Annotated in this window: 1 protein-coding gene; it reads right to left on the bottom strand. The window is 29.3% G+C overall.

Annotation, left to right across the window (positions count from 1 at the left end; genetic code table 11):
* Nucleotides 1–209 precede the first annotated feature (209 nt).
* Nucleotides 210–1,370: a DUF819 family protein gene (locus KGF52_RS20920; protein ID WP_227841509.1), complete on the bottom strand. Its 1,161-nt coding sequence runs from the start codon at nucleotides 1,368–1,370 to the stop codon at nucleotides 210–212.
* Nucleotides 1,371–1,520 lie beyond the last annotated feature (150 nt).

Below are 1,520 nucleotides of genomic sequence, written 5' to 3'. Positions count from 1 at the left end.
ATTATACATCATACAAACGTTCGATTCAATATAAAAATTAAATATATATCACTATTGGTAAATTTTACAATATTATTCACTAAATATGTCAAAATAGCCTTTTGAAATAACTTATTTTGTCAAATAAAAAAGTTATTTCTATAAAAGCGTACACTTAAATTGAAATAACTTTTCTGATATGAATTATTTAGCTTTATACTATAGTTTCATTAAGCTAACATATGTAATATTTGAGTCACTATAAGAGCACAATAAGTTCCTATAACATTTCCTAAAAGCCCCATAAGTACACCTACTGGAATTAATACTGGATTATGAACCCCAGCAATCATTGGTGCTGTAGTTACACCACCTATATTAGCTATACTTCCTACCTCACAAGTAAATAAGTCTAATTTAAATAGTTTTGCAAGTCCTATAAATGAAATGGCATGTACAAGAACTACTACTAATCCAAACATTATGTAAACAGGAGCCTCTGATAGTCCAAAGAAATTTGCTTTACTTCCTGTTGCTGCAAGAAGCAAGTACATAAATACATTTCCCACTAATGTACTTCCTTTAAGTTTTGATATCTTAGTCATACCTAACAGTATTGATACTGTAGATGCAACAAGCACTACCCACATAGTCTCATTAAGTATACCTGAAGTTGGAAGTATCTTAGATACAATCTGTGCAAATGCTGCAACTCCAAATCCAACAGACAATAAAGTCATAAGTTCCACAAATGTAGGTGCTGTATTATCTTTATTTTCTTTCTCAAGCTTTGCTGTAACCTCATCTATAAAACTTGTATCACATTTTGTCCATTTGTTGAATTTAGGGCCAAATTTTACAGACATTAGACAAACAGACATCCATACTGTATATCCTATAGAACCCATAAGTATTGCATAACTAAGCCCTTCTTCTGCAACACCTAGAGCATTAGCTGCTGCAATCATATTTGATGAACCACCTATCCATGACCCAGATGCTGCACCAAGAACTTTCCACGAATCTGCACCCATTGAACCTTTAAAAATTATAAAAGCTATGACAAATCCAAGCATAAATGTCAATGTAGCGCAGAAAAATGATAATAACATTTTAGATCCCATTTTTAATATTTTTCTTAAATCACATTGAATTAATAAGAATACTAACATTAATGGTAGAAAATTTACTGTTATTATATTCTGATATATACCAACTTCTTCATTTTGTGCAAATAAACCAAATGATGCAAGTATAGCAGACCCTAAATAAATTAAAAGCATTGGATTAATAACATCAAATATCTTCCATTTTAATTTATCAACCATGTAAAAAATGCCACCTACAAATACAACTAAAAAACTACAAAATACGAATCCGTTTTCAATCACATTTTACACATCCTCTCTTTTCCTAAGTGATTCAGATTTTTTATAATTCCTAATAAAAATTTTTCTCAGAATAATCCAAATAATTAAAATAAACTTTTTTATATGTATTTAGCTAATTAAATACATATATAACCAACTATTTACATATAT

Source organism: Clostridioides sp. ZZV15-6597, assembly GCF_020657815.1.
Classification (GTDB): domain Bacteria; phylum Bacillota; class Clostridia; order Peptostreptococcales; family Peptostreptococcaceae; genus Clostridioides.
Note: the sequence above shows the minus strand (reverse complement) of the source record. Positions and strands in the feature narration are given on the sequence as shown.